At 44.6% G+C, this 26,296-nt stretch carries 29 protein-coding genes; 19 read left to right on the top strand and 10 right to left on the bottom strand.

Going from position 1 to position 26,296, the window contains the following annotated elements; translation table 11 throughout:
• Window positions 1-16 precede the first annotated feature (16 nt).
• A complete protein-coding gene (locus NB463_RS01380) occupies window positions 17-205 on the bottom strand; it encodes a hypothetical protein (RefSeq protein WP_005380230.1) in 189 nt (62 codons plus the stop codon).
• 400 nt (window positions 206-605) lie between these two features.
• On the bottom strand, window positions 606-1,943 hold the full coding sequence (gene argA, locus NB463_RS01375) for an amino-acid N-acetyltransferase (protein WP_065645525.1): 1,338 nt from the start codon (window positions 1,941-1,943) through the stop codon (window positions 606-608).
• 162 nt (window positions 1,944-2,105) lie between these two features.
• Between argA and NB463_RS01370 the strand changes: the two genes are divergently transcribed.
• The 5 genes from NB463_RS01370 to NB463_RS01350 all read left to right on the top strand — a co-directional run bounded on the left by NB463_RS01370 (window position 2,106) and on the right by NB463_RS01350 (window position 6,508).
• Entirely contained in the window at window positions 2,106-2,561 is a 456-nt protein-coding gene (locus tag NB463_RS01370; protein WP_065645491.1) for a DUF2850 domain-containing protein, read from the top strand.
• A 273-nt stretch (window positions 2,562-2,834) separates the two neighbouring features.
• Window positions 2,835-3,938: a murein transglycosylase A gene (gene mltA / locus NB463_RS01365; protein ID WP_145473551.1), complete on the top strand. Its 1,104-nt coding sequence runs from the start codon at window positions 2,835-2,837 to the stop codon at window positions 3,936-3,938.
• 99 nt (window positions 3,939-4,037) lie between these two features.
• Window positions 4,038-4,847 (top strand): tRNA cyclic N6-threonylcarbamoyladenosine(37) synthase TcdA, encoded by an 810-nt coding sequence (gene tcdA / locus NB463_RS01360; protein ID WP_005380241.1) that lies wholly within the window; start codon window positions 4,038-4,040, stop codon window positions 4,845-4,847.
• A gap of 19 nt (window positions 4,848-4,866) precedes the next feature.
• Complete coding sequence (gene csdE / locus NB463_RS01355; protein ID WP_053809816.1) at window positions 4,867-5,295, top strand: cysteine desulfurase sulfur acceptor subunit CsdE; 429 nt, start codon at window positions 4,867-4,869, stop codon at window positions 5,293-5,295.
• A gap of 583 nt (window positions 5,296-5,878) precedes the next feature.
• The gene (locus tag NB463_RS01350) at window positions 5,879-6,508 is read left to right on the top strand and encodes a GGDEF domain-containing protein (RefSeq protein ID WP_258431126.1); all 630 of its coding nucleotides are present in this window, start codon (window positions 5,879-5,881) and stop codon (window positions 6,506-6,508) included.
• Window positions 6,509-6,541: 33 nt separating this feature from the next.
• Here the strand turns inward: NB463_RS01350 and csdA are convergent, their stop codons facing one another.
• From csdA to NB463_RS01330, 4 genes are all read right to left on the bottom strand, one after another.
• On the bottom strand, window positions 6,542-7,753 hold the full coding sequence (gene csdA / locus NB463_RS01345) for a cysteine desulfurase CsdA (RefSeq protein ID WP_145473552.1): 1,212 nt from the start codon (window positions 7,751-7,753) through the stop codon (window positions 6,542-6,544).
• The gene (locus tag NB463_RS01340) at window positions 7,753-8,352 is read right to left on the bottom strand and encodes a DJ-1 family glyoxalase III (protein ID WP_006742560.1); all 600 of its coding nucleotides are present in this window, start codon (window positions 8,350-8,352) and stop codon (window positions 7,753-7,755) included. The genes csdA and NB463_RS01340 overlap by 1 nt, the downstream gene beginning before the upstream one ends.
• Window positions 8,349-9,239, bottom strand: a complete 891-nt coding sequence (gene panE / locus NB463_RS01335; protein WP_145473553.1) for a 2-dehydropantoate 2-reductase — start codon at window positions 9,237-9,239, stop codon at window positions 8,349-8,351. Before panE ends, NB463_RS01340 begins: the two co-directional genes overlap by 4 nt.
• Window positions 9,240-9,346: 107 nt before the next feature.
• Window positions 9,347-10,162, bottom strand: a complete 816-nt coding sequence (locus NB463_RS01330) for a nucleoside-specific channel-forming Tsx family protein (protein WP_104970872.1) — start codon at window positions 10,160-10,162, stop codon at window positions 9,347-9,349.
• Between the two features lie 323 nt (window positions 10,163-10,485).
• Here NB463_RS01330 and NB463_RS01325 point away from each other — a divergent pair, with 323 nt between their 5' ends.
• The 4 genes from NB463_RS01325 to NB463_RS01310 are packed head-to-tail and all read left to right on the top strand — an operon-like array spanning window position 10,486 to window position 13,722.
• Complete coding sequence (locus NB463_RS01325) at window positions 10,486-11,082, top strand: LON peptidase substrate-binding domain-containing protein (RefSeq protein WP_170891056.1); 597 nt, start codon at window positions 10,486-10,488, stop codon at window positions 11,080-11,082.
• Window positions 11,079-12,437, top strand: coding sequence for a DUF4397 domain-containing protein (locus NB463_RS01320; protein ID WP_258431125.1), 1,359 nt, complete (start codon window positions 11,079-11,081; stop codon window positions 12,435-12,437). The genes NB463_RS01325 and NB463_RS01320 overlap by 4 nt, the downstream gene beginning before the upstream one ends.
• A gap of 44 nt (window positions 12,438-12,481) precedes the next feature.
• The gene (locus NB463_RS01315; protein WP_005380255.1) at window positions 12,482-13,066 is read left to right on the top strand and encodes an RNA polymerase sigma factor; all 585 of its coding nucleotides are present in this window, start codon (window positions 12,482-12,484) and stop codon (window positions 13,064-13,066) included.
• Window positions 13,063-13,722, top strand: coding sequence for a ChrR family anti-sigma-E factor (locus tag NB463_RS01310; protein ID WP_006742555.1), 660 nt, complete (start codon window positions 13,063-13,065; stop codon window positions 13,720-13,722). The genes NB463_RS01315 and NB463_RS01310 overlap by 4 nt, the downstream gene beginning before the upstream one ends.
• Before the next feature lie 63 nt (window positions 13,723-13,785).
• On the opposite strand, the gene NB463_RS01305 is transcribed toward NB463_RS01310, so the two are convergent.
• From NB463_RS01305 to NB463_RS01290, 4 genes are all read right to left on the bottom strand, one after another.
• On the bottom strand, window positions 13,786-15,138 hold the full coding sequence (locus NB463_RS01305) for an AmpG family muropeptide MFS transporter (RefSeq protein WP_258431124.1): 1,353 nt from the start codon (window positions 15,136-15,138) through the stop codon (window positions 13,786-13,788).
• Between the two features lie 71 nt (window positions 15,139-15,209).
• Window positions 15,210-15,755, bottom strand: a complete 546-nt coding sequence (locus NB463_RS01300) for a peptidylprolyl isomerase (protein WP_258431123.1) — start codon at window positions 15,753-15,755, stop codon at window positions 15,210-15,212.
• Window positions 15,755-16,324: a YajG family lipoprotein gene (locus NB463_RS01295; RefSeq protein WP_012841484.1), complete on the bottom strand. Its 570-nt coding sequence runs from the start codon at window positions 16,322-16,324 to the stop codon at window positions 15,755-15,757. The genes NB463_RS01300 and NB463_RS01295 overlap by 1 nt, the downstream gene beginning before the upstream one ends.
• Window positions 16,325-16,356: 32 nt before the next feature.
• The gene (locus tag NB463_RS01290; RefSeq protein WP_258431122.1) at window positions 16,357-17,511 is read right to left on the bottom strand and encodes a methyltransferase; all 1,155 of its coding nucleotides are present in this window, start codon (window positions 17,509-17,511) and stop codon (window positions 16,357-16,359) included.
• A 243-nt stretch (window positions 17,512-17,754) separates the two neighbouring features.
• On the opposite strand from NB463_RS01290, the gene bolA reads away from it, so the two are divergent.
• The 10 genes from bolA (at window position 17,755) to NB463_RS01240 (ending at window position 26,261) form a co-directional block, all read left to right on the top strand.
• Window positions 17,755-18,063, top strand: coding sequence for a transcriptional regulator BolA (gene bolA, locus NB463_RS01285; protein WP_005380262.1), 309 nt, complete (start codon window positions 17,755-17,757; stop codon window positions 18,061-18,063).
• Between the two features lie 473 nt (window positions 18,064-18,536).
• On the top strand, window positions 18,537-19,877 hold the full coding sequence (locus tag NB463_RS01280) for a Na(+)-translocating NADH-quinone reductase subunit A (protein WP_041853022.1): 1,341 nt from the start codon (window positions 18,537-18,539) through the stop codon (window positions 19,875-19,877).
• Window positions 19,878-19,882: 5 nt separating this feature from the next.
• Window positions 19,883-21,127: an NADH:ubiquinone reductase (Na(+)-transporting) subunit B gene (locus NB463_RS01275; RefSeq protein ID WP_006742551.1), complete on the top strand. Its 1,245-nt coding sequence runs from the start codon at window positions 19,883-19,885 to the stop codon at window positions 21,125-21,127.
• The gene (locus NB463_RS01270) at window positions 21,117-21,887 is read left to right on the top strand and encodes a Na(+)-translocating NADH-quinone reductase subunit C (protein ID WP_258431121.1); all 771 of its coding nucleotides are present in this window, start codon (window positions 21,117-21,119) and stop codon (window positions 21,885-21,887) included. The genes NB463_RS01275 and NB463_RS01270 overlap by 11 nt, the downstream gene beginning before the upstream one ends.
• Complete coding sequence (locus NB463_RS01265; protein WP_005380269.1) at window positions 21,887-22,519, top strand: NADH:ubiquinone reductase (Na(+)-transporting) subunit D; 633 nt, start codon at window positions 21,887-21,889, stop codon at window positions 22,517-22,519. Before NB463_RS01270 ends, NB463_RS01265 begins: the two co-directional genes overlap by 1 nt.
• Before the next feature lie 7 nt (window positions 22,520-22,526).
• Window positions 22,527-23,123 carry an NADH:ubiquinone reductase (Na(+)-transporting) subunit E gene (gene nqrE / locus NB463_RS01260; RefSeq protein ID WP_005380270.1) on the top strand — a complete coding sequence of 199 codons (597 nt, stop codon included), beginning with the start codon at window positions 22,527-22,529 and terminating at the stop codon, window positions 23,121-23,123.
• Between the two features lie 33 nt (window positions 23,124-23,156).
• Window positions 23,157-24,380: an NADH:ubiquinone reductase (Na(+)-transporting) subunit F gene (gene nqrF, locus NB463_RS01255; protein ID WP_005380271.1), complete on the top strand. Its 1,224-nt coding sequence runs from the start codon at window positions 23,157-23,159 to the stop codon at window positions 24,378-24,380.
• Between the two features lie 155 nt (window positions 24,381-24,535).
• Window positions 24,536-25,540, top strand: coding sequence for an FAD:protein FMN transferase (locus tag NB463_RS01250; RefSeq protein ID WP_047008896.1), 1,005 nt, complete (start codon window positions 24,536-24,538; stop codon window positions 25,538-25,540).
• A 22-nt stretch (window positions 25,541-25,562) separates the two neighbouring features.
• On the top strand, window positions 25,563-25,796 hold the full coding sequence (gene nqrM, locus NB463_RS01245; protein WP_005436655.1) for a (Na+)-NQR maturation NqrM: 234 nt from the start codon (window positions 25,563-25,565) through the stop codon (window positions 25,794-25,796).
• Between the two features lie 231 nt (window positions 25,797-26,027).
• Window positions 26,028-26,261: a DUF2789 domain-containing protein gene (locus NB463_RS01240; protein ID WP_258431120.1), complete on the top strand. Its 234-nt coding sequence runs from the start codon at window positions 26,028-26,030 to the stop codon at window positions 26,259-26,261.
• The last annotated feature ends 35 nt before the right edge of the window (window positions 26,262-26,296 follow it).

Raw genomic sequence — 26,296 nt, 5'->3', positions numbered from 1 at the left:
ATGGCTCGGTCTTCTTTTATGCATGTTTTGCGAACGCGTTGGTAAAAGATACGCTGCGTATTTTGTATTGCTGTTGATAAGCAAGAATAAAATCTCGGATAGCATCATTTACGGGGAAAACACAGTGGACGTCTAGGCCTTCTAAAAACTGATTGTCAGCCATATCCCAGAAGCTTTGAAGCGAATTACAAATGATTGTTCTCATAACAGTGCTCGTCTCGGCTTATTTAAAGTCAGATTAACAACTGTCCTTGGTGTGCAATACGGAGCTAACTAGTTTTTCAATTGCCCAGTATTTTAGGGTGAAGGCTACATTACATCACCTAGATCCATTCGTATTGGTTAAAAACCAATCACTAGCGAGCAGAGTATAGCCAACCAAATGTATATTTAAAAGATAAAATTGGAACGAAAATCAAGCAATGGTTTGCGTATTTCTAAGTTGGTGTTTATATGATGACTCGCTAGCTCGAAGCAGGATTTATGTGAGGCCTTACTCCAAAACAAACTTGATGTGCAGGATTGAGCGTTAATGAGCTGAATCCCGCACCTTGAGGTTTTGGTATAGCGGAGCGTTAAATTTTGCTTCGTGATTTAAGGTTAAGCTACAAATCTAGCGCTAAGATTTTTGACTTACGCTGGAAGTTATATAGCCCTTGTTTGGCTCCGGGCAAATAGTCGACACTGACTTCGTAAAAACCTTGCTCTCTGAACCAATGCAGACTGTGTGTCGTGAGGACAAAAATCTGATCAATGGTTTCGGATTTAGAACGATGTTTCATGTAGTTGAGCAGTAACAAACCTCGGTTCCCATCACGATAGTCAGGGTGAATCGCTACGCAAGCCATCTCAGCTTTGCGCTCTTCTGGGTATGGATAAAGGGCAGCACAGCCAATAATCAAGCCGTCTTTTTCGATGATGGTAAATTTTCCAATCTCTTGTTCTAGCTGCTCTCGAGAGCGCCTAACGAGTACACCTTGCTCTTCTAAAGGACGAATGAGGTCTAAGATACCGCCAATATCGTCAATATTGGCTTGCCTCACTTGTTCAGCGCTCGCCATAACGACTTGGGTTCCGATACCGTCGAAAGAGAACAACTCCTGAATTAGGGCTCCATCTACTTTATAACTGATCAAGTGGCTACGAGGTACTCCGGCACGGCAAGCGGCAATAGACCCTTTAAGAAAGCGCAGTGTCCCAGTGTTGTAATCTAGGTCAGGAGACGTATTTTCAGAGAGCGTTTTGATGACATGCTCCGCCTCAATTGGCAGCAACTCGGCGACAGCATTACCGTTGTCATCAATGACCCCTTGTTCTGAACAGAAACCAATCAGTTTGTCTGCGCCCAACTTGATCGCCAGTTGTGTCGCGACTTCTTCAGAAAGTAAGTTAAAACACTCGCCAGTCACGGAGCTCGCAATGGGGCCAAGTAGCACAATAGAGCCTTGATCAAGAGTGCGGTTGATAGCATCGGTGTCAATGCGGCGAATACGTCCACTATGGCAATAATCCACCCCGTCATCAACGCCGAGTGGCTGAGCAATGATGTAGTTTCCGCTAACGACATTGAGCTGGGTGCCTGCCATCGGAGTGTTGTTGAGGCTCATTGATAGGCGCGCAGTAATCGCAAGTTGAAGTTGTCCGGCAGCTTGCATAACAACAGATAAAGCCGATTCATCCGTAATGCGGATATTTTTGTGGTAAGGCGTAGTGAGGTCTTGTTTTTCTAGCAGCTGATTAATTTGAGGACGTGCACCATACACCACCACGACTTTAATTCCGAGGCTGTGCATGAGTGCGATATCATTAATAATATTGCCAAAATTTTTGTGTGCGACGGCTTCTCCGCCCAGCATGATCACCATGGTTTTTTCGCGGTGAGCATTGACATAAGGTGTTGATTGACGGAATCCTTTTACGAGAGCAGTACTACGAATTTTCACCACAGCTATTCCTTTGTTTAATTATGTCAAAATAATGCCTTTTTATTCACTTGGTGGCAAGGTGAAATTTTGGAATAAAGCACAAACATATTGAGGTAGGTTCTTGGTCCCGTTGAAAGGGAGAGTTACAATGAGCGCGTCTTTTCTCAACACGTGAACCTCATGTCTTCTGTTGTTAATAAGAATGCTGCGATCACTGCTTCAAATCTGTCAAAAACGTCATCTAAATCAATGCTTCGTAAGTGGCTAGAGCGTTCTCTCATGCTTATAGCGATAGTTGGAACCGTTGTCGTGTGCATGCTATATAGTGATTTGATTACTCGAACCATTAATCCGCCTATTCCTAAATCGACTATTTATGGCCGCTGGGTTGAGCAAGATGTTGCGCCTTATGCTCGTGAAGAATTTGTGTTGAGTGAGCGCGGTGTTACTGTAAATGGTTCTACAGTGGCTACCAGTTTTGAATTCGATGGGGATTCGTTTTCGTATCGAGTGGGTTCAAATGAGCGGCACTTCAATTTTGTGGGTAAGCAGCATGCAGAAATGAAGCTGGATGCCAATGCACATTATCTACCTGTATTCCGTTTAGAGGGGCGTGCAAGGATTGCGGTAAGATAGTCGTTTTTATCATTGTCTTTTAAGCAGAGATCTCTTGCGTCTGTGAGTCACATGGATGATCACAATTTCATCTCTCAATAGGTAAATCTTACTTTCAAACATAATCCGGACAATTCCGTAATTCTTCCGCTGTTATCATGTTGCATTAACTGAATGAATTCACAACGAGTAAACGGATTGGCTTAGCGTTGAAACATTTTGTCGTTGCTTTTCAATTGCGTCGTATGCATTTGTTTGCCATCCTTTTGCTATTCTCTTTTACGGAAAAGACACGTGTTAAAAAAACTCCTTCCTATTATCTCTTTGAGCCTACTCTTTGGCTGTGCTCAACAAAATGATCGTGCTCAGCAATATCTTGATGGTGAGTTTCCTCAGATCCTCAATCAAGTGGATGTGGTTGAGTCTAACAAACCACGCGATTTTACTGAATTTAACAAGCAAGCTGAGCAAGTGGTGATAAAGTCACCATCCATGGCGAAGATGTACCAACCGCTATATCAACGATTAAGTGAGTGGGCGCAACAGAGCGGAGATACCAGCGCGTTGAGTGCGTTTGGCATTCAAGCCGCGCAATTGGGTGGTGGTGATAAAAAAGGTAATGTGTTGTTTACCGGATACTTTTCTCCCGTGATGGAACTGCGTCATACACCAAACGACATTTTTAAGTACCCAGTTTATGGCAAGCCAAACTGCTCATCAGATTGTCCGACTCGCGCGGAGATCTACAATGGAGCACTAGATGGACAAGGTTTGGTGCTAGGTTACGCGCCTAATCGTATCGACCCATTTATGATGGAAGTGCAAGGCAGTGGCTACGTGCATTTTGAAGATGATGATACGTTGGAGTACTTTGCGTACGCGGGTAAAAACAATAAAGCTTACGTCAGCATTGGCCGCATTTTGATTGAACGTGGTGAAGTCCCGCGTGAAAAAATGTCCCTCAAAGCAATCAAAGAGTGGGTGATGGACAACGACGATGCGAAAGTGCGCGAGTTGTTGGAGCAAAACCCTTCTTACGTTTTCTTTGCGCCAAAAGCAGAAGCGCCAGTAACAGGCTCGGCTGGTATTCCGTTGTTGCCAATGGCCGCCGTCGCGGGTGACCGTTCTATCTTACCAATGGGTACGCCAATCTTGGCGGAAGTGCCACTGCTGAATGCCGATGGTACGTGGAGTGGTGCGCATCAACTGCGAATGCTGATCGTTTTAGACACTGGTGGTGCGGTAAAACAGAACCATTTGGATCTGTATCATGGCATTGGTGCGAGAGCAGGAACGGAAGCAGGGCACTACAAGCATTTTGGTCGAGTGTGGAAACTTGGGTTAGAAAACTCACCAACTCAAGCGCCTTGGGCTTTACCGCCAGAAAAGCTACAATAGTCGTCCAAGAGAGAGGAACACTCTCTTATCTAGACATTTCATCAAAGAGTGCGTATAAATCGCACTCTTTGTTTTTCTATCGATCATCTGGACTTCAATATGCGTGAACTCGATACCCCAGCATCTGACAGCTACAATCAACGCTTTGGCGGCACTCGTCGTCTTTATGGCAACAGCGAAGTGGACATTCTTCGCGCTGCACACGTTTGTGTGATTGGTATTGGTGGCGTAGGTTCATGGGCGGTGGAAGCGCTGGCTCGTACAGGGATCGGTGAGCTAACTCTGATTGATATGGACGATGTTTGTGTCACGAACATTAACCGCCAAATTCATGCGATGACGGGCACCGTTGGCCAAAGCAAAATTGAAGTGATGGCCGAGCGTGTCAAATTGATCAACCCAGAGTGTAAAGTCAACCTGATTGATGATTTCATCACGCCAGACAATCAACATGAGTACTTAAGCAAAGAGTTTGATTACGTGCTAGATGCGATTGACAGCGTAAAAGCGAAGGCGTCTTTGTTGGCGTATTGCCGCAGCAACAAGATCAAAGTGATCACTACGGGGGGCGCTGGTGGTCAGGTTGACCCAACGCAGATCATGGTCGCTGATTTAACGAAAACGATCCAAGATCCTCTAGCGAAGAAAATCAAAGACACCTTGCGTCGTCATCATAACTTCCCTAAGAATCCGGCTCGTAAGTTTGGTATTGATTGCGTGTTTTCAACCGAGCAGCTGAAGTACCCTCAAGCAGACGGTTCAGTGTGTGGTGTGAAGTCGACAGCGGAAGGCCCCAAACGTATGGATTGCGCTAGCGGTTTTGGTGCGGCGACTGTCGTAACTGCAACGTTTGGCTTTGTCGCGGTATCGCGAATCGTTGAGAAGTTGATTTCAAAATATAAGAAGTAAACTAGAAGAAGAGCGCATCATGACAGATTTTCCCGTTTCTCCATTTGGTACAGATATCACCAGCGAAGACATTGTAGCGACTATGCAGCAATTTAAAGGCTGGGAAGATCGTTACCGTCAGGTTATTCAGTGGGGTAAAAAGCTGCCACAAATGCCAGAAGAGCTGAAATCAGAACAAGTTACCGTTTCGGGCTGTGAAAGCTTGGTGTGGCTAGTGAGCCAAGAGCAAGATGGCGTTTGGCATTTTTGTGCGGACTCCGATGCGCGTATCGTCCGTGGGTTGATTGCCTTGGTAATGGCAGCTTATGACGGTAAAACGGCCGATCAAATTCAAGCATTTGATATTGATGCTTATTTTGATCAACTGGGGCTTGTCTCCCATTTAAGCCCGTCACGTGGTAATGGCTTGAAAGCTATTGTAGAGCAGATTAAGCAAACCGCCGTGTAACGAGTCATTTTCCCAATTCTTAAAAAACGCCGAATAGCCTAGCTGTTTGGCGTTTTTTGTATCTGAGTTGAGATATTTTTTGCATATGGATAAAAAATATGCAAATGGTCGACTATTTTAGCGTTAATTAACCATTCTATTGATCCTGGTTCATTATATTGCCCACTTGGTTTTTATAAACTCAATTGTATTTAAAATTTGTCTATATTAGATAATAGACATATGCCCCATTAGCTCCTATTCCCCAATGTGGAAACACACTTGGAAGCGATTGGGTTACTTAGATACAAATGCTAGGAACCTCCCTATATGCAATTCACCTTGGAACATGCGCAAGACGTGTTATCCGGAATGCCAGACCCCACTTTTATTCTGAGTGAAGATGGTATCTATATTGATGTTTTTGGAGGAACAGATAAAAAAGCCTATCACGATGGAAGTAATTTGATAGGTGAGACGCTGCACAGCGTACTTGAGAAAGATAAAGCTGACTGGTTTATCGAACAGATAAATCGGTCACTGAAACAAGACAGTATTGTGACGATCGAGTACAAGATGTGCGCCGACAGCATTCAGGGAATAGATGCGCGACCTATACTACGAAGGAAAGATCTGCCCACTCGCTATAAAATACCGAGGTCGTCGCGTTGTCCTTATTCTTACACGTAACATCTCCAATCGCCACCGAGTTGAAACCCTTCTTCGCCATCAAAGCCAAATTGATGCTCTTACCAACATCTACAATCGACGTGTCTTTTTCGAAAAGCTCACAGAAGAAGTTATTAAATCCCAAGCTCCGGATTATCACTCCGCGTTGTTATTATTTGATTTGGATTTTTTTAAAGTCATCAATGATAAACGTGGTCATGATGCGGGGGATTATGTCTTAGAGACGTTAGCTGATTTGGTTTCTCACTTACTCGTCAAAGACGAAATTTTTGCAAGAGTCGGAGGGGAGGAGTTTGCGATTATTTTGCCAGAAACTTCTCTGTCGGCGGCGAAAGAGGTAGGAGAGGAAGTACGTTCCCATATTCAAAATTGTCAGTTCGAATTTGAAAAGATTGAAATTCCGGTCACGGTGAGTGTAGGCGTGGTGGAAATAGGCAGAAATGAAACCACCAAACGTTTGTATGCGCATGCAGATAAAGCGCTTTATGCTGCGAAAAGAAATGGCAGAAATTGCGTGGCGACTCTGGATAGGCAGATGGAGTAACCTTGTTGGTTACTCCAAATCAAACCGTTGGCGTTATAGCATGTCGACGGCTTTTTCTACGGCGGCGATGAGTCTATCCACATCTTCAGCCGTGTTATAAATACCAAAAGAAACGCGTACCGTGCCTTTAACGTTTAGCGCATCCATCAATGGGTGAGCGCAGTGGTGTCCTGCTCGTACCGCAATGCCTTGTTGATCGAGCAGCGTCGCCATGTCTTGGTGATGAACGCCGTCCATTACGAACGTCAGTACAGAGGCATTCGGTTGATAGCCTAGAATATGGATGTCATCCAACGCGTTTAGTGCTTGGTAGGCCTTATCCTGAAGCGCATGGAGATGATCCTCGACTGCGTGATGGTCAAAACCTTGGTACCACTCAATGGCTTTCGCTAAAGCAATCGCGCCCGCTACGTTTGGTGTGCCCGCTTCAAATTTGCCAGGAAGTGCTGAAAAGGTCGTTTTCTCGAAAGAAACGCGTTCAACCATTTTACCGCCGCCGTGCCATGGTGGCATAGCTTCTAACAACTCTAGTTTGCCGTATAGGACACCAATACCTGCTGGCGCATAAAGCTTGTGACCTGAGAAAACGTAAAAATCGATATCTGATACCGATAAATCAAGCTGCTCATGGACGATGCCTTGAGCGCCATCAATCACAACAACCGCGCCAACGCTGTGCGCTAGTTCAGTGATTTTTTCGATAGGTTGTCGTGTGCCCGTGACGTTGGTGATTTGCGCACAAGCAACAATTTTACAGCGGTCAGACAGAAGCACCTTAAATGCGCTGATGTCGAACTGGCAATCTGATGTCATTGGAACTTTTATGACTTTGGCGCCCGTTTGCTCTGCCACGATTTGCCAAGGCACGATGTTAGCGTGGTGCTCCATCTCGCTAATCAAGATCTCATCACCCGGTTGTAACGTGCTGCGGGCGTAAGTCTGAGCAATTAAGTTCAGTGCTTCGGTTGCGCCCCGTGTCCAAATGATCTCTTTAGAGCTGTTTGCACCAATAAAGTTTGCCACTCGTTCTCGTGCCGCTTCAAATTGGCTGGTGGCATTAGCCGTTAAACTATGACTGCCACGGTGAACATTGGCATTTTGCGCACTGTAGTAATGACTGATGACATCAATCACACATTGCGGTTTTTGCGTTGTCGCTGCGCTATCTAGATACACTAAGGGCGTATCGTTGACGGATTGATTTAGAGCGGGAAATTGCTCACGTACAGCATTTACGTCAAACATTATTCTTCACCAAGCTTATGGTAATGCAGAGTAGGCAGAGGGATCATTGGTTCAGCAACTGACCATGCGTGTTTTTTACCTGAGAGTTGAATGATTACTTCCATTGCGAACTCTAAAGCAGTGCCCGGACCTTGACTGGTGATAAGGTTGTGGTTGATATCAAAGGTCACGCGTTTGCTGCGCCACTTCTCTTCCGGGATATGTGACTGAAAGCTCGGGTGACAGGTCATCAGTGATTGTGGGAAAAGATCATGGTGTTGCAATACCAACGCCGGTGCTGCGCAGATAGCAGCGACCAACTTTCCCTCGTAGATGTGCTGCTTAAGGATTTCTATCATCACCGTGCTATCACGAAAAATTTCTGCACCACCAACACCACCAGAAAGCGCTATGGCGTCAAACTCATCATCAGCGATATCGACCAGCTTACAATCGGCTGTTAATGTGACTCCGCGAGAAGCTTTCATCGTCAATGAGCCATCAAAAGCAGCACTCGCTACCGTAACGTCATAACCCGCGCGAACCATCATGTCGATAACGGTGACGGCTTCCATTTCTTCGGTGCCCGGAGCGATTGGCACTAAGATTTTCTTACTCATTGTTCTGTCCAGCTTTGTTCTATTTGTTTGATGCGTTGGTAAAGTTTTAAATTCTCAGGCGTATTGATGCGATGTTTCTCGGCAGCCTTTAACAAGTATCCGGTTATAAAATCAATTTCCGTTCGACGTTGATGGAATACGTCTTGCTTCATTGAAGAATAGTTCTCAGCTGTGGCGTTCACCACTTGTATTACCGTATCGAAAAGAGAGCGATACTCGATAGCAATACCTTCTTTACTCATTACTTCAACCAGTTCTTGAGTGATGCTTTCGAGTTGTATCTTAAACTCGGGCTGCGCAAGCTCACCATTCTTACACTGGTGAATCGCAGTCAGTGGGTTAATCGCGCAGTTAATTGCTAACTTAGTCCATAACGCAGATTGGATGTGTGGATTCCAAATGGCCTCTGGAAGGGCATGATGCATAACATCTTGCAGAAAAGCGCACTGCATTCCTTTGTCATTATAACCACCCACTTGCGTTGTTCCGTGACCGGTATGCAGTACGTGTTGGTTATCTGGTTTGTATGCGCCGTGCGTCGTTGTGGCGAGCACTATCGGATTGTTTGGCAGAGCCTTCTCCACGCCAGAGGCGGTACCCATACCATTGTGCATCAGCATGATAATCGTGTCAGCGTTGATATGAGGCAGTAAAGGCTGAATGGCGTCTTCCACTTGCCAAACTTTTACCGTGATCAAAATGAGATCCGCTTTATTTACGGAGGAAATATCTTGATTACTGAATACGGTTGCAGGTGTGTCATCCAACTGAAGTGATTGTTGTCTCTCTGAACTTCTTCCCCACAATGAAACATTGTGTCCGGCAAGCTGAAATTTTGTTGCCCAGAGTGAGCCAACCGCACCTGGACCGAGGATAAGGATATTCACCAAACGCTCTCATTAAAAAGGTTTGCTGCAAGGATAATGAGGGAAAAAAGGAAAGCAAATAAAAATGGCGCCAAGAGGCGCCATTTTTGGGGAACTTATCGGTTCTATTAGAACTTGTAAGTTACAGCTACGTAGTGACCTACGCCTGAAGACTCAGATTTTGTCGAAGAATCCCATGGTAGACCAGTACCATCTTCGAAACCATATACGTCATGGTATAGCTTTAGACCGTAACCTACCGCGAAGCGGTCAGAGTGCCAGTAGATACCGTTGAACATAGCACCGCCATTACTAACTTGAGAATACTCGTCTTTCATACCAAATTGGTAATCGATGTAACCTTGGTAAGAGATGAATGAACCGTTCTCGAAGAAGTAGAATGGTTTGAACCAGTTAGTCGAGATTTGGAAACCGTTCCAATCTTTTTGGTTTGAGTCGTAAGTGCCGTAAAGGTTTAGACCCATTTTACCAAACCAAGGAACCATTACGTCAGAACCAAGACCTACTTTCTGAGTGTTAACACCGCCATTGTTACCGTCCCATTCAAAAAGAGTAGACAAGTAAAGCTCTTGTACTGGACCGAAAGATAAGTCTTTACCAGTAATAGCGTCTAGAGACATACGAGGGGCGAACTTCATAAAGATTTTACCATCTCTATCAGCTTTATCACTGCTGCTGTCGGAAGTTAGGTTGAATACGTCAACATAGCCGTAAAGGTCGAAAATACCAGAGCGACCGCCAAATTCCATTTCTAGGTAATCGTGAGTTGATTCGTAAGGACCTTTCTCATTTATTGCGCCCATGATGTTGAACTGCATCCACTTGTAATCGTTCTTGTGGATATCGCCGTCTGAGTAGTCAGCAGCCATAACTGGAGCTGAAGTAGCCGCTAGAAGGCTAAGAGCTAAAAGTGATTTACGCATAAGGGGACTCTCTATGTTTGTAATGATTCAGAACACGCAATCTGTGCTGCGCTTTCCAATTGGCGGGAATAATAGCGATAAAAATCCCAAATGAAAGTGATAAAGGGTGCAAAATTGAACGTTTTTGGTGAGTTGCGTCACGAAATTATCTTTATTTACGGAACTTTTTGTTTGTTGCATTTGATTGCAATAAATATGTGATTTGGATCGTTTGCGTAAGCGATTTTATGACTTTTTAAGCCAGTCGATTAACCAACATAAATCGTTAGTGATCGGAGTGATAAGGGATTCGTATGTATCGGTGAATCAAAGAGGACGTTTGAATGAAAGAAGTCATGTTATTCCCACTCACTTCAGTTGTACTCCCTGAAGGTAAAATGAATCTGCGCATTTTTGAGCCACGATATAAGCGAATGGTAAAGGAATGCAGCCTACAAAATGTGGGTTTTGGAGTTTGCCTAGTAGGTAGTGAAGGTGACCCTAAAGACGTGGGAAATGTTTCATCTATCGGAACTTTGGTCAGGATCGTTGATTTTGAAACACTCAGTGATGGTCTTCTTGGTATTACAGTCGCTGGTGAGAAACGCTTTGTTGTCAAACGAGTTCGTGCAGATGCGGACGGCTTACGCCATGCAGAGGTCGAATGGTTAGAAAATTGGCAACATCCAGACAACTCACCAGATTTCTTCTATTTAAGCAAGCAGTTATCCCATGTTTATGAAGAGTTTCCTCAACTTGGAAATCTCTACCAGCATCGTTTTTACGATGACTCAGCTTGGGTGACCCAGCGCTGGCTTGAATTACTTCCTTTAGACTGCAATCTGTTCGAACAGCTCGTTGGCGCAGAGAACTGCATTCCTGCGTTGCAATTTCTGACAGAAGCCATAGAAGCCCCGACTAACAAAGAGGCAAGGATATGAAAGGATTTAGCAGAGCTGCGCTAACTATGGTGGCGGCATTAGGACTGGCGGCGTGTGGCTCCGACAGCGACACCATCGAGTATTCCAATTTGCAAGCAGTACATGCGTCTTCTGATGCGCCGCTTGCAAATGTGTGGATAAACGATAAATCATCATTGACAGGTGTTGATTATGGTATGGGTTCTGGTTACATGAAGTTACGTGAGGGCATGAACTCCATTCAAGTTGATGTTCAACTTCCAGGCGATGAAACCGCGACCGTAATACCTAAAACAGAACTAGACCTTGATTCAGACCTCAATTACAACGTGTTCGTTGTTGGTGATGCCAATGGTTCACCAAACCCAGTAGAACCTTTAGTTGTGACTCGCAGCGCCGATTCAATGGCTGATGCCAATAGTTTAGATGTTCAAGTTGTTCATGCAGCGTCTGGCGTTCCTGCCGTTGATCTCTACGTCACTGAGCCAGGGGCTGATCTTGCTAGCGCGACACCGCTTATGAATCTTGCATATAAAGCATCTACAGACGTATTGAACATCCCCGCTGGTGAGTACCAAGTTCGACTTGCTGTTGGGGATAGCGTTGCTTTTGACTCGGGCACAATATCTCTTGCTGCTAATTCAAACTTGACGATTGCCGCTATCAGTACCGGAGATTCAAATAGCACGTCACCGGTTAAGCTGTTGGTATTGGATGGTTCAGGATCTTCTATAATCGAGGATATGGGCAGCCAAGCTGAAGTAAGAGTTGGACATCTTGTTGATGGAGCGCCAATCGTCGATGTCAACGTTAACGGGGCGGCCTTCGGTCCTCTTGCCGACTTAGCGTTCAAAGAGATTCGTGGTTATTTGGATCTCGATGCTGGCGCTTACGATATTGACGTTTACGTGGATGGCACAACAACCAATCCTATTATCGATGTTGACGGATTAATGGTTGCGGGCGGAATGGATTACAGTGTTTACGCAGTCGGTGTTGTTAGCCCAGCGATTGATATCGAACCTCTAGTTGTTGAAGACATGAGACGTGCAGTGGCAACTAGCGCGACGCTGAATGTGACACATGCGGCGGCGAATCCCGTAGCGGAAATGGTGGATATTTATCTCACTACAAGCGCTGGAATAGATGGAAGTGATCCAACTATTGCTAATTTTGCGTACAAAGATAGCGTTCAGGGATTATATGTCGCTGAAGGTACCTATTATGTAACCGTGACAGTGGCAGGCGATCCAAGTACGGTTGCTGTTGATTCAGCACCAGTCAATGTGATGAATGGTGTTGTGTATCAGGTGGTTGCCATTGATGATGGAAACAACGGTGGCTTCAACTTGTTGGTTGATGACGTTACCGATTAGGACGAATGGGAGGAGATGACTCCTCCCTAAAATTAAGGCCGATTATGATGAGTGATAGCCCAAAAAAACTGGGGCGCAGTGATTGGAACGATTACATGGACAAAGTGAAGGCTCGAGATAAAGACGCGTTCGCTTTTGTATTCCGTTTTTACGCACCCAAGCTGAAGCAATTCGCTTACAAACATGTTGGTAATGAGCAAGTTGCTATGGAGATGGTGCAAGAGACCATGGCGACAGTTTGGCAGAAAGCGCACCTCTATGATGGGGAAAAGAGCGCGTTATCAACTTGGATATACACCATAATCCGAAACCTATGCTTTGATCTGTTGAGAAAGCAGAAAGGTAAGGAGTTACACATTCATTCTGATGACATTTGGCCGTCAGAATATTATCCACCAGATCTTGTTGATCACTATTCACCAGAACAAGACATGTTGAAAGAACAGGTGGTTAAATTTTTAGATATTTTACCGAAAAATCAGAGAGACGTTTTACAAGCGGTGTATCTTGAGGAGCTACCTCATCAGCAGGTCGCTGAATTATTTGATATACCCCTCGGTACCGTAAAATCCAGGCTGAGGCTTGCAGTAGAAAAGCTAAGGCATTCAATGCATACGGAGCAACTATGAACAAACACCCAGATAACAGCTTGTTAGAAGCATACGCTTCGGGAAGCATTGATGCAGTTTCTGGTCTTGTGGTCGCAACCCATTTAGAAACATGTACCAAGTGCCGAGCTTATGTGAACCAAGTCGAAGCCAGCCAAGCGAATATCGTGAGCGACATCCCCTCTGAATATGTCCCTGAATTCGACGATATGTTCAATGATATTATCAATGCGGAGCCAGCGACAGATAACATCGTTATCCGAGATCCTGCCGCAGTGAATGTTGCAGGAAAGAGCTTTGAACTTCCCAAAACCTTAGCGCGTTTCTCTGACCTTGTAGGGTCATGGAGAAGTTACGGAGGCAAGGTTTTCAGTGCTCAGATTGATCTAGGGGAAGATGCTCGTGTTAGCTTAATGTACATCGGAGAAGATGTGCAAATCCCTCAACATACGCACAAAGGCTTAGAATCTACATTGATCCTACATGGTGGGTTTAGTGATGAGGATGGCCAATATGAAGAGGGCGATTTGATGATTCGAGACGCGTCAGTGAAGCACAGCCCTTACACTAAAGTCGGAGAAGATTGCTTGTGTTTAACCGTATTGACCGAGCCGATGATCTTTACTCAAGGTGTGGCACGTATATTTAATATGTTTGGCAAAGGGCTATACCCATAGACCTCTTATCTCATATCTCGCAAAACAAAAACCACCGAATTCGGTGGTTTTTTGATGCGCTTCTTAGTGCTTGTGACGTGCTTTTTCTAATAAAGCATCAAAGTAATGTCGTAGCGAGTACAACATAATCAAGCTTGGCACGACCATAACAGCGGTAAGCACAAAGAACGTGCTCCAGTCATTGAGGTAGTCCACCAGTTCTCCACTGAAAGAAGCAAGAGTCGTTCGTCCGAAGTTCCCCAAAGAGGCAAGCAACGCATACTGAGTTGCCGAGAATGCTTGTCCGGTTAGAATCGTCAAAAATGAAACAAAAGCGACAGTTGAGAAAGCAGTCGTAAAGTTATCGACAATAATGGTTGCTAAATACAGGTGCTCATTTGGGCCTACCGATGCAATCCAAGCAAACATCAAGTTACTGGCAGACATAGCAATACCGCCGATCATTAATCCACGTACAATACCAAACCTGACGTTGAACATGCTTCCGACAAAGGTAAAGAAGATAGTGGCTCCCCATCCGATCAGTTTGGAGTAATAACCAATTTGTTCGTTACTAAAACCAATATCTTTATAGAACGCGATCGACATCCTGCCCAAAAACGCTTCGCCAATTTTGAATAGGAAAACGAACAGCAAAAGAGTAATCGCGACACGGACGCCATTGCGATTAAAGAAGTCAAGGAAAGGTTCTACAACAGTCACAGTAAACCAAGCCACGACTTTTGAACCAACCACTTCTTTGTGGCGTTGTTCAGCGGCAGACTGAAGTTGTTCGCGTTGAGTCTTAGGCTCTCCGACTAAAATCGTAAAGACCATTAGAATGCCGACTATCACCGCCATCCCGTAATACACGCCATTCCAACCGACACTATCAGCATTAACAAACGCTAAATAACCCGGTAGTGAATAACCTGTCCACCAGCCAATGACCGCCATTGCAGAAGCTTGTGGCAGCTTAGATTCTTCTAATTTTGGGAAAGTATCAATACGAAAAGCATCAATCGCAATGTCTTGTGTTGCTGATGCGGTTGCAATACACAAGGCGAGTAGAGACGCAAACACCAAGTTCTCTGCTGGATTCACGCCCGCAATAAATACCGTCGCGACGAGTACAATACTTTGACAGAAGAAAATCCAGCTACGCCTTTGTCCAAGTAGTCGATAGAGCACTGGTAGCTTCACCCGGTCTACGAGTGGCGCCCAGAGAAAGTTAATTGCATAAACCGCAAAGACACTACCAAAGTAACCTATTGCGGATAGGGTCAAACCAGCGTCTTTTAGCCAGCCAGACATATTTGAACCGATAAGTACCCACGGAAAGCCGCTAGAGCAGCCCAACATGAAAACCCACATGAGTCGTTTATCGAGGTAACTTTTTACCGTTTCCAACCAAGTGATGGAAGGTAATGAAGACATAAATCAATCCAATAAAATGAAGCCGTTGAAAGAGAAAGCCCTTCGATTATTCAAAGGGCTTATCGTTTTGGCTATTTAAGTAGTGTTGCTTTAGTGATGACGATTTGAGTCTCGGGAACATCACGCATACCGCGAGTCGTCGTAGTTGGCTGTTTTGCCATTTTTTGGATAATGTCGAATCCTTCCGTGACCTCGCCAAATACAGCATAACCCGGTGGACGAGCGCCGTAGTTTAGAAAATCATTGTCGACTAAATTGATAAAAAACTGACGAGTAGTAGAGTCAGGCGCGTTGGTGCGCGCCATTGCAATCGTCGCACGGTCGTTATTTAAACCGTTATTACCCTCGTTTTTGATTGGAGCGTAAGTCTTCACCATTTGCATATCTTGGTTAAAGCCACCACCTTGCGCCATAAAGCCTGGAATAACGCGGTGAAAAATAGTGCCTTCATAGCTACCGTCTTCTACATATTTCAGGAAGTTCGCTACCGTAATCGGCGCTTTCTCTTCATTCAGTTCGACAGTAAATGAACCTAACGTTGTTTCAAACGCCACTTTTGGTCCAGCCCAAACGCTGCAACTGAGTAGCGCGAGAGAAAGAATTGCCTTGCGTAACATTAGAAACGCTCCTGCATGTATTGACGAAGCTCAGGATCATTGGCAATTTCCTTAAGTGTTAATGTCACTACATCATTCAGTGTTTGCTCAATGTCGGCATCAGACGCACTCAATGTGCCAGAACGCTTCGCAGTGCCTGTGTAAGTTTTGACCAGCTTGCCTTCTGGTGTTTCTGCGGTGATTTCAAGCACGACTTTCGCATCCATCTCATTTTCCATCACCGAATGTTTTACGTTAACTAATGCTTCTTGAACGTTTAATTCAATTGCATTGTTGCTGTTTAGATCGGCATGGAAGCCCTGAGATGAAAACTGCTTCTCTAATGCTTCTTCTAACGCAATACGTAAATTCTGTTTAGCATGAAGAGGAAGAATGTTCGAACGGCCGTTATCCACCAACGCCACGTACTGCGCTGCACGTACATCTTTGCTGGTCAAGCTGTAAGTCTTGCCTTGAACAATTGGATTGGTGCTCAGTGTGCTTTCTGGCATCAAATTCAGCTGAGGCTGTTGAGGCGCTGAACACGCAGCAAGCAACGCAACCGAAGCCGCAAGTACCAATTTTCTCATTTTATTATTCCTTTTAACTATTTTGCTAAAGCTTATTTTGCGCTTAATTTAGCAGGATTTTTTGTGGCCTGTAAAATCACAAACTTATTGTTGGAAGCGATAAGTTTCACATTCTTATCGCCAAACAGCCGTTTTAGTTTTGCGTCGTAACCAAGATGACGATTTCCAATCACCAGTAACTTACCACCTTCACTTAATACTTGCTTTGCATCACAGAACATTTGCCAAGCAATATGATCGGTGATGGCCTGCTGTTGGTGAAAGGGTGGGTTACACATAATCATAGAGCAGCTGTTGTGTTTAAAACCGTCCAAACAATTGTTTGCGACACACTGTATGTCTCTATCTTCACCAAGGTTATCTAGCAGGTTCTGCTTCGCTGACTCAAGCGCCATAAAGCTTTCATCAACACATGTTAATCGAGCATTCGGATTCAGCTGACCAAACTTCACAGACAGAACACCATTACCGCAACCGAGATCGATAACATTATCTACCAATGGGTCTTGAGGTAGGTGCTGCAGCATAAAACGCGCACCTAAATCTAAGCTTTCTCCTGAATAGACATTTGGCATGTTCTTGAGTTCGATATCTTCGCCATCAACGCGCCAAGTAGTGAAAGGGCTCACTTCAATTGTTGGTTCAACCGTTGCTTGAGCAAATACCAATCGGTGCTTTTTCCATGCCAGAGATGTTTTTGTCTCACCCAAGTATTTTTCAAACAGTTTTAGCGTTGAAGTATGAATGTCTTTCGCTTTATTAACTGCAATGATGGGGCAGGATGCAGGCAGTGCTTTTCTTAACTGACTGAGTATCCAAACGAGGTGACGGTTACTTTTTGGCAGTTGCAGCAATACGAGATCAGTATTGGAAGGTACGGGGTCCATCGTGGTTGCAAATGCTACCTTATTGCACTGGTTTTGCTCAAGGTTCTGCAGCACACCCTTATGAGAAATGAATGAATCACTCATTAGCGTTACATGGTGCTTTTCTGAAAACCAGCAGGAGAGGGCACCAAAGCTGTCATTAATCACGAGGATGTTTTGATTGTCTGGCAAAGCAAGTTCTTCAACATGATTAATAAGATACTCATCACCGGCATCCCACGCTTGTAGAGTTTCATTGCTGCGTTTTGGGAAACGATGAAGTGTTAAGCTTCGCTCGTGAAGATTCAGTTCGGTTTTCATAGCTAAATGTAAGTTGATTTAGAAATTAAGTGTTATTGTCGCAAATGATGACGTGTCGAGATACAAAAAGCTGTCAAATTTTACGTGTTCAGTGGTGGTCGCTCTCTAGGCATGTTCATAGCGTCAAGCGCTTTGAAATCAGTTGAACGTAAAATGCATCAATAATGAGAGTGATGTTTGAGTGATACACGTCTGCTTTACTTAGGTATATACTTATGGAATTCGCATCAATGAGGAACGAATATGATCCAAGAAATCATAGAGAAGAAACTACACAGTGAGCTGCAACCAAGCTATCTCAAAGTGATTAATGAGAGCTACATGCATAATGTGCCACCAGGCTCGGAGAGTCACTTCAAAGTGATTGTTGTGAGTGATTCGTTCGCGGGACAGCGTTTGATTGGACGCCATCGCCAAGTTCATCAAATTTTGGCAGATGAGCTAGATAACCACATTCATGCACTAGCTATTCATACATACACTGATGAAGAGTGGAAGCGAGAACAAGATGGCGCTCCTGATAGCCCTATGTGTATGGGTGGCGGTCACTAAAGACGCAAAATATAAAGGTGCAGAGAAAAGGTGGCTAAGGCCATCTTTTTTCGTTTTACATTCTTTAGGGGCATTGATGTGGCACAAATTCTGGTTAAAAAATGTGTTAACAGTGTTTCAACAAATGAATGGAAATTGCAGGATATTTCAGGCGATGAATATGACTTTTCCATAAGATATGTATGGAATATGGCATTTGTGCGATCGGTCAAAGTTATGACTATTCTTTGACCTTTTAGACCTGATTCTACCGAAATAACCCCTCTATTCTAATGATTGGTCATGGCATCAAGTTCCTAAAAAATGCTAGACTACGGCACCTGATAAATCTCGCGTATTCCTTGTGACGAGATTTTTAATAGGATGTTGCGATTTTGATGTTTAAAACAACATCAAAACCGGACACTGATGTCGTGTCTAAAAGTTACGCAATCAAAAGAATCTTTTTCCCGATAAAAGTAGTGCAAGTGCGTATGATTACAATAAAGAAGGGCTTGGATCTTCCTATCGCAGGAACTCCATCCCAGGTGATTAATGATGGTAAGACCATCAAAAAAGTCGCCTTGCTTGGCGAAGAGTACGTTGGCATGCGTCCTACCATGCATGTCCGCGTTGGTGATGAAGTGAAAAAAGCGCAAGTTCTTTTTGAAGATAAAAAGAACCCTGGCGTGAAATTTACTGCACCAGCAGCCGGTAAAGTGATCGAAGTTAACCGTGGCGCTAAACGTGTCCTTCAATCTGTAGTGATTGAAGTGGCAGGTGAAGAGCAGGTGACATTTGATAAGTTCGAAGCCGCTCAACTTTCAGGTCTAGATCGTGAAGTGATCAAGACTCAGTTGGTTGACTCTGGCCTATGGACCGCTTTACGTACTCGTCCGTTTAGCAAGGTTCCTGCAATCGAGTCTTCTACTAAGGCTATTTTCGTAACTGCAATGGATACTAATCCATTAGCAGCTAAGCCTGAGTTGATCATTAATGAGCAACAAGAAGCATTCATTGCTGGTCTAGACATTCTTTCAGCCCTGACAGAAGGCAAGGTTTACGTATGTAAATCTGGCACTAGTTTGCCACGCTCTTCACAGTCTAACGTAGAAGAACACGTCTTCGATGGCCCTCACCCAGCAGGTCTTGCTGGCACCCACATGCATTTCCTATACCCAGTGAATGCAGAAAATGTGGCATGGAGCATCAACTACCAAGACGTTATCGCGTTCGGTAAGCTGTTCCTAACTGGTGAGCTATACACAGATCGTGTTGTGTCTCTAGCTGGTCCAGTTGTGAATAACCCTCGTCTAGTTCGTACCGTAATCGGTGCAAGCTTAGATGACCTAACAGATAACGAGCTGATGCCTGGCGAAGTTCGTGTGATTTCTGGTTCTGTACTGACAGGTACACATGCAACTGGTCCACACGCATACCTTGGCCGTTACCATCAACAGGTTTCTGTATTACGTGAAGGCCGTGAGAAAGAACTATTTGGCTGGGCAATGCCTGGTAAGAATAAGTTCTCGGTAACTCGCTCTTTCCTTGGTCACGTATTCAAAGGTCAGTTGTTCAATATGACAACGACGACCAATGGTAGTGATCGTTCAATGGTTCCAATTGGCAACTACGAACGCGTAATGCCTCTAGATATGGAGCCTACTCTGCTGCTTCGTGATCTATGTGCAGGTGATACAGACAGTGCTCAAGCACTGGGTGCGCTTGAACTGGATGAAGAAGATCTAGCATTGTGTACCTTTGTATGTCCAGGTAAGTACGAGTACGGTACGTTACTTCGTGAATGCCTAGATACTATCGAGAAGGAAGGGTAATTTTCATGGCTCTTAAAAAGTTTCTTGAAGACATCGAGCATCATTTTGAGCCTGGTGGTAAACACGAAAAATGGTTTGCCCTGTACGAAGCTGTAGCAACAGTTTTTTACACTCCAGGTATCGTAACAAATAAAAGCTCGCACGTTCGTGATAGCGTTGACCTAAAACGTATCATGATCATGGTTTGGTTTGCGGTATTCCCAGCAATGTTCTGGGGTATGTACAACGCAGGTGGCCAAGCTATTGCAGCGCTTAACCACATGTACGCTGGTGATCAACTAGCGACAGTTATCTCTGGTAACTGGCACTACTGGCTAACTGAAATGCTGGGCGGAACGATTGCCGCTGATGCAGGGGTTGGCAGCAAGATGCTACTAGGTGCGACCTACTTCCTACCTATCTACGCAACAGTATTCCTTGTTGGTGGTTTCTGGGAAGTGCTTTTCTGTATGGTGCGTAAGCACGAAGTAAACGAAGGCTTCTTTGTTACTTCTATCTTGTTCGCACTTATCGTTCCACCAACGCTACCTCTATGGCAAGCGGCACTAGGTATCACATTTGGTGTTGTTGTTGCGAAGGAGATCTTCGGTGGTACAGGTCGTAACTTCCTTAACCCTGCACTTGCAGGTCGTGCATTCCTATTCTTCGCTTACCCAGCGCAAATCTCGGGTGACGTAGTATGGACTGCAGCTGACGGCTTCTCTGGTGCAACTGCTCTTAGCCAATGGGCTCAAGGTGGTAACGGTGCTCTAGTTAACACAGTAACTGGTTCTCCTATCACTTGGATGGACGCTTTCATCGGTAACATCCCTGGCTCTATTGGTGAAGTATCGACTCTAGCTCTAATGATTGGTGCAGCGATGATCGTTTACATGCGAATCGCTTCATGGCGCATCATTGCGGGCGTAATGATCGGTATGATTGCAGTATCGACTCTGTTTAACGTGATCGGTTCTGACACTAACCCAATGTTCAACATGCCATGGCACTGGCACCTAGTTCTAGGTGGTTTTGCATTCGGTATGTTCTTCATGGCAACGGACCCAGTATCAGCGTCATTTACTAACAAAGGTAAATGGTGGTACGGCATCCTGATTGGTGCAATGTGTGTGATGATCCGCGTAGTTAACCCGGCGTACCCAGAAGGTATGATGCTGGCGATTCTATTCGCGAACCTATTCGCACCTCTGTTCGACCATGTAGTGATTGAGAAGAACATCAAGCGGAGACTAGCACGCTATGGCAAGTAATAACGACAGCATTAAAAAGACGCTGGGTGTTGTTATCGGGTTGAGCCTTGTTTGTTCAATCATCGTATCAACAGCAGCAGTAGGTCTGCGTGATAAGCAAAAAGCTAACGCTGTCCTAGATAAGCAATCAAAGATCGTTGAAGTTGCAGGCATTGACGCAAACGGTAAGCAAGTACCAGAGCTATTTGCTGAGTACATCGAACCTCGTCTGGTAGACCTTGAAACAGGTAACTTTACTGAGGGTAATGCATCTACGTACGATCAGCGTGAAGCATCAAAAGATGCAGAACGTTCAATCGCATTGACACCAGAAGAAGACGTCGCTGATATCCGTCGTCGTGCGAATACAGCAGTGGTGTACTTAGTAAAAGACCAAGATGAAGTCCAAAAAGTTATCTTGCCTATGCACGGTAAAGGACTATGGTCGATGATGTATGCCTTTGTAGCCGTTGAAACTGATGGTAACACTGTGTCTGCTATTACTTACTACGAGCAAGGTGAAACTCCTGGACTTGGTGGTGAAGTAGAGAACCCTTCATGGCGCGATCAATTCATTGGCAAGAAATTGTACAATGAAGATCATCAGCCAGCGATTAAGGTCGTGAAAGGCGGCGCACCGCAAGGTTCTGAGCACGGTGTTGATGGCCTATCAGGAGCAACGCTCACTAGTAATGGTGTTCAACACACATTTGACTTCTGGTTAGGTGACAAGGGCTTTGGTCCTTTCCTAGCAAAAGTTCGTGACGGAGAACTTAACTAATGTCTAGTGCACAAAACGTTAAAAAGAGCATTCTAGCGCCAGTATTGGATAACAACCCAATCGCGCTACAAGTTCTTGGTGTATGTTCTGCTCTTGCAGTAACAACTAAACTAGAAACAGCTTTTGTAATGACGCTAGCGGTAACATTTGTAACTGCGTTGTCTAACTTCTCTGTTTCATTGATCCGTAACCACATTCCTAACAGTGTGCGTATCATCGTTCAGATGGCAATTATCGCATCGCTAGTAATCGTGGTAGACCAGGTGCTAAAAGCTTACCTATACGATATCTCTAAACAGCTATCTGTATTCGTTGGTCTGATTATCACTAACTGTATCGTAATGGGTCGTGCTGAAGCATTCGCAATGAAGTCTGCGCCAGTACCATCTCTTATTGACGGTATTGGTAACGGTCTAGGTTACGGTTTCGTTCTTATCACTGTGGGTTTCTTCCGTGAGCTATTTGGCTCAGGCAAACTATTTGGCCTAGAAGTTCTACCTCTAGTGAGCAACGGTGGTTGGTACCAGCCTAACGGCCTAATGCTACTAGCACCATCAGCATTCTTCCTAATCGGCTTCCTTATCTGGGTAATCCGTATTCTGAAACCAGAACAAGTAGAAGCGAAGGAGTAAGGACGTCATGGAACATTACATTAGTCTGTTAGTTAAATCGATTTTCATCGAAAACATGGCTCTGTCTTTCTTCCTAGGTATGTGTACTTTCCTTGCCGTATCTAAGAAGGTTAAGACCTCTTTCGGCCTAGGTGTTGCAGTTGTGGTAGTACTGACTATCGCTGTTCCTGTGAACAACCTAGTATACAACCTAGTTCTGAGAGAGAACGCGTTAGTTGAGGGCGTGGACCTTAGCTTCCTAAACTTCATCACCTTTATCGGTGTAATTGCAGCACTTGTACAGATTCTAGAGATGGTTCTAGACCGTTTCTTCCCACCTTTGTACAACGCGCTAGGCATCTTCCTACCTCTGATCACAGTAAACTGTGCAATCTTCGGTGGTGTATCTTTCATGGTACAACGTGACTACAACTTTGCTGAATCTATCGTTTACGGTTTCGGCTCTGGTGTGGGCTGGATGCTGGCAATCGTTGCTCTTGCAGGTATCCGTGAGAAGATGAAGTACTCTGACGTACCTCCAGGTCTACGTGGTCTTGGTATCACATTTATCACTGTAGGTCTTATGGCGTTAGGCTTTATGTCTTTCTCTGGTGTTCAACTGTAAGTCGGGTAAACCGCAACAATTAAGGAATAGTCAATGGACATTATTCTTGGTGTAGTGATGTTTACTCTGATCGTACTTGCACTAGTACTAGTGATTCTTTTCGCTAAGTCTAAGCTTGTACCAACAGGTGACATTACAATTTCTGTGAACGATGACCCTTCTCTGGCGATCGTTACACAACCAGGTGGTAAGCTACTGAGTGCTCTAGCCGGTGCTGGCGTATTCGTATCTTCTGCTTGTGGTGGCGGTGGCTCATGTGGTCAGTGTCGCGTAAAAGTTAAATCAGGTGGTGGCGACATCCTACCAACCGAGCTTGACCATATTACTAAAGGTGAAGCGCGTGAAGGTGAGCGTCTAGCGTGTCAGGTTGCTATGAAAACTGACATGGACATCGAGCTTCCTGAAGAAATCTTCGGCGTTAAGAAGTGGGAATGTACCGTTATCTCTAACGATAACAAAGCGACATTCATCAAAGAGCTTAAGCTACAAATTCCAGATGGCGAATCAGTACCTTTCCGTGCTGGTGGTTACATCCAGATTGAAGCACCTGCTCACCACGTGAAATACGCAGACTACGATATTCCTGAGGAATACCGTGAAGACTGGGAGAAGTTCAACCTTTTCCGTTACGAGTCTAAAGTTAACGAAGAGACAATCCGTGCATACTCAATGGCTAACTACCCAGAAGAGCACGGTATCATCATGCTTAACGTTCGTATCGCAACTCCGCCGCCGAACAACCCAGACGTACCACCAGGCATCATGTCTTCGTACATCTGGTCTCTAAAAGAAGGCGACAAGTGTACTATTTCTGGTCCATTTGGTGAGTTCTTTGCGAAAGATACAGATGCAGAAATGGTATTCGTTGGTGGTGGTGCTGGTATGGCTCCGATGCGCTCACACATCTTCGACCAACTTAAGCGTCTGCACTCTAAGCGTAAGATGTCTTTCTGGTACGGCGCACGTTCTAAGCGTGAAATGTTCTACGTAGAAGACTTCGATATGCTACAAGCTGAGAATGACAACTTCGTATGGCACTGTGCACTGTCTGATCCACTTCCAGAAGATAACTGGGATGGTTACACTGGCTTTATTCACAACGTTCTTTACGAGAACTACCTACGTGATCACGAAGCACCAGAAGACTGTGAATACTACATGTGTGGTCCACCTATGATGAATGCGGCTGTTATCGGCATGCTAAAAGATCTAGGTGTAGAGGATGAAAACATCCTACTAGATGACTTCGGTGGTTAATCCCTCCAAGTGATTGAATCTATGGCTAGCTCTCTAAGAGCTAGCCATTATTTTTTGTAGAAGTAAAAATAATATTCAACAGTTGATATAGGTAATTGGATTTAAGTAATCGGTCCCATTCCCCATATCAATTCAACAACATTGGGAGTTAACAAGTGAAAACGTGGCTTGTTGCATTCGCTTCTCTATTGATTTTGGCTGGCTGTGAGCAGCCAGCAGATCAAATTCATCTAAGTGGCCCTACCATGGGGACTTCTTATAACATCAAATATATCGAGCAAGATGGTATTCCTACGCCAAAAGCGATGCAGACGGAAATTGATCGCTTACTGGAAGAGGTTAATGACCAAATGTCGACTTACCGTGATGATTCAGAATTAAGTCGCTTTAACCAGCATCAAACGAGTGAGCCATTTACTGTATCGACACAAACAGCAACCGTAGTCAAAGAAGCGATTCGTCTCAACGGTCTTACTTTAGGCGCATTGGATGTGACAGTCGGTCCTTTAGTTAACCTGTGGGGCTTTGGCCCAGAAGCTCGCCCTGATGTCGTTCCTACAGATGAAGAGCTAGCGGCACGCAAAGCCAATACTGGCATTCACCACCTATCTGTTGATGGCAATAAATTGTCCAAAGATATTCCTAACTTGTATGTCGATTTATCAACGATTGCTAAAGGTTGGGGGGTTGACGTGGTTGCTGACTACCTTCAATCTGAAGGGGTTCATAACTTCATGGTAGAAGTGGGCGGCGAAATGCGCCTCAAAGGCGTGAATCGTGAAGGCGTGCCGTGGCGCATTGCGATTGAAAAGCCGACTATTGATGAGCGCTCAATTCAAGAAATTATTGAGCCAGGGGACATGGCAATTGCAACAAGTGGTGACTATCGTAATTACTTTGAGAGTAATGGTGTGAGATACTCTCATATTATTAATCCAAGAACAGGCAAACCTATTCATCATAAAGTGGTGTCTGTAACGGTATTAGATAAATCGTCGATGACTGCTGATGGTCTTGCAACTGGTCTTATGGTGCTAGGTGAAGACAAAGGCATGGCAATTGCGAACGAAAATAATATTCCTGTTTTCATGATTGTGAAGACGGAAAATGGTTTTAAAGAGCTGGCTTCGGAAGCATACAAGCCGTTCATGAAGAAATAACAACAGAAGTGAGCATGTTCTTATGAGTACATTTCTAATTACGTTTGCAGTTTTTGTTGCGGTAATCGCAGCGATGGCTGTTGGCTACATCTTCCAGAAGAAAGTAGTGAAGGGTAGCTGTGGCGGTCTTGGTGCAGTAGGTATTGAGAAAGTATGTAACTGTCCAGAACCATGTGACGCGCGTAAGAAACGTGAAGCACGTGAAGCGGCGCGAGCTGAGAAATTGGCTGCATGGGAAAAAGATCGAATTGCTTAAGTATCGGTCATCCAAAGAGTAATACAAAATAACCCAGCTAAAGCTGGGTTTTTTTATATTTCTCGCTCTACTTCTCTGAGAGTTTATACTTTGCTTGCTACGTTTAATCTAGGATGACCGGAAGCTTAAGTCGGTGCAGACTTCACAGCCAAGTCATTTCCCTTTAATCACCGTACTTAACTGTTATTTGGTTATATACTCAAACTAAAGCGCGTTAACTTAGGAGGAAATATGGAAATGCATCAACACGGTATGGCTGAATTGTTTCAACAACTAGGCCTCGGCAGCTCTGCTCAAGAGATAAAGGACTTTATTAACGAACATCGACACAAAAGAGCTTCAGCCCCTCTGCATGAAGCCAGCTTTTGGACAAGTTCGCAGGCTACATTTCTCAAACAAGCCATTGAAGAAGACGCAGACTGGGCAGAGTTGGTCGATCAGCTTGATGTGATGTTACGAGATTAAAGCACGTTTAAAAACTCTCATTTCTATCAAGGCAG

The organism is Vibrio sp. RM-41-2B, from assembly GCF_024744415.1.
GTDB classification, from domain to species: Bacteria; Pseudomonadota; Gammaproteobacteria; order Enterobacterales; family Vibrionaceae; genus Vibrio; species Vibrio diabolicus.
This window is presented reverse-complemented; position numbering and strand designations above follow the sequence as displayed.

Bases quoted from the DNA above. Each gene is read 5' to 3' on its own strand.
- NB463_RS01280 (WP_041853022.1), top strand. From the start codon at position 18,537: ATGATTACAATAAAGAAGGGCTTGGATCTTCCTATCGCAGGAACTCCA.
- NB463_RS01275 (WP_006742551.1), top strand. From the start codon at position 19,883: ATGGCTCTTAAAAAGTTTCTTGAAGACATCGAGCATCATTTTGAGCCT.
- csdE (WP_053809816.1), top strand. From the start codon at position 4,867: ATGACAGATTTTCCCGTTTCTCCATTTGGTACAGATATCACCAGCGAA.
- bolA (WP_005380262.1), top strand. From the start codon at position 17,755: ATGATCCAAGAAATCATAGAGAAGAAACTACACAGTGAGCTGCAACCA.
- NB463_RS01270 (WP_258431121.1), top strand. From the start codon at position 21,117: ATGGCAAGTAATAACGACAGCATTAAAAAGACGCTGGGTGTTGTTATC.
- NB463_RS01240 (WP_258431120.1), top strand. From the start codon at position 26,028: ATGGAAATGCATCAACACGGTATGGCTGAATTGTTTCAACAACTAGGC.
- NB463_RS01315 (WP_005380255.1), top strand. From the start codon at position 12,482: ATGATGAGTGATAGCCCAAAAAAACTGGGGCGCAGTGATTGGAACGAT.
- nqrF (WP_005380271.1), top strand. From the start codon at position 23,157: ATGGACATTATTCTTGGTGTAGTGATGTTTACTCTGATCGTACTTGCA.
- NB463_RS01370 (WP_065645491.1), top strand. From the start codon at position 2,106: ATGTCTTCTGTTGTTAATAAGAATGCTGCGATCACTGCTTCAAATCTG.
- NB463_RS01295 (WP_012841484.1), bottom strand. From the start codon at position 16,324: ATGAGAAAATTGGTACTTGCGGCTTCGGTTGCGTTGCTTGCTGCGTGT.
- nqrM (WP_005436655.1), top strand. From the start codon at position 25,563: ATGAGTACATTTCTAATTACGTTTGCAGTTTTTGTTGCGGTAATCGCA.
- NB463_RS01350 (WP_258431126.1), top strand. From the start codon at position 5,879: ATGCGCGACCTATACTACGAAGGAAAGATCTGCCCACTCGCTATAAAA.
- NB463_RS01320 (WP_258431125.1), top strand. From the start codon at position 11,079: ATGAAAGGATTTAGCAGAGCTGCGCTAACTATGGTGGCGGCATTAGGA.
- NB463_RS01330 (WP_104970872.1), bottom strand. From the start codon at position 10,162: ATGCGTAAATCACTTTTAGCTCTTAGCCTTCTAGCGGCTACTTCAGCT.
- nqrE (WP_005380270.1), top strand. From the start codon at position 22,527: ATGGAACATTACATTAGTCTGTTAGTTAAATCGATTTTCATCGAAAAC.
- NB463_RS01380 (WP_005380230.1), bottom strand. From the start codon at position 205: ATGAGAACAATCATTTGTAATTCGCTTCAAAGCTTCTGGGATATGGCT.
- NB463_RS01290 (WP_258431122.1), bottom strand. From the start codon at position 17,511: ATGAAAACCGAACTGAATCTTCACGAGCGAAGCTTAACACTTCATCGT.
- NB463_RS01305 (WP_258431124.1), bottom strand. From the start codon at position 15,138: ATGTCTTCATTACCTTCCATCACTTGGTTGGAAACGGTAAAAAGTTAC.
- NB463_RS01300 (WP_258431123.1), bottom strand. From the start codon at position 15,755: ATGTTACGCAAGGCAATTCTTTCTCTCGCGCTACTCAGTTGCAGCGTT.
- NB463_RS01325 (WP_170891056.1), top strand. From the start codon at position 10,486: ATGAAAGAAGTCATGTTATTCCCACTCACTTCAGTTGTACTCCCTGAA.
- csdA (WP_145473552.1), bottom strand. From the start codon at position 7,753: ATGTTTGACGTAAATGCTGTACGTGAGCAATTTCCCGCTCTAAATCAA.
- NB463_RS01265 (WP_005380269.1), top strand. From the start codon at position 21,887: ATGTCTAGTGCACAAAACGTTAAAAAGAGCATTCTAGCGCCAGTATTG.
- tcdA (WP_005380241.1), top strand. From the start codon at position 4,038: ATGCGTGAACTCGATACCCCAGCATCTGACAGCTACAATCAACGCTTT.
- NB463_RS01310 (WP_006742555.1), top strand. From the start codon at position 13,063: ATGAACAAACACCCAGATAACAGCTTGTTAGAAGCATACGCTTCGGGA.
- NB463_RS01340 (WP_006742560.1), bottom strand. From the start codon at position 8,352: ATGAGTAAGAAAATCTTAGTGCCAATCGCTCCGGGCACCGAAGAAATG.